The 383-nt window shown below is 56.1% G+C and carries 1 protein-coding gene; it reads left to right on the top strand.

Annotation, left to right across the window (positions count from 1 at the left end; all coding sequences use genetic code 11):
* On the top strand, positions 1-383 hold a 383-nt coding region (locus tag KH400_RS30015; RefSeq protein WP_217228310.1), incomplete at both ends, for a hypothetical protein.

Here is a 383-nt window from a genome sequence, read left to right as displayed (position 1 = left end):
AGAGAGGAGGGAAGGGGGGGAGAAAGAGGGGGAAGAGAAAAAGGGGAGAAGGGGGAAAAGGGGGAGAGAGAGAGGGGGGAAGAAGGAAGAGGGGGAGGAAGAGGGGAAAGAGAGAGAGGAGAAAGGAGAGGGAAAAGAAGGGGAAAAAAAGGGAGAAGGGGGAAGAGGGGAAAGAAAAGGGGGGGGGAGGGAGAAAAAAGAGGGGGGAAAAGGGGAGGAGAGAGGAGGAGGAAGAGAGGGAAAGGGAAGGAAGGGGGGGAAAGGGAGGAGAGGGAGGGAAGGGAAAAGGAAGGGAAAGGGAGAGGGGGGAAGAGAAGAAGGAGGGAAGGGAGAGAGGAGAAAGAAGGAGGGAGAAAGAGGGGAGAAAGAAGGAAGAAAAGGGG

This window comes from Desertibacillus haloalkaliphilus, assembly GCF_019039105.1.
Taxonomy (GTDB): domain Bacteria; phylum Bacillota; class Bacilli; order Bacillales; family KJ1-10-99; genus Desertibacillus; species Desertibacillus haloalkaliphilus.
This window is presented reverse-complemented; position numbering and strand designations above follow the sequence as displayed.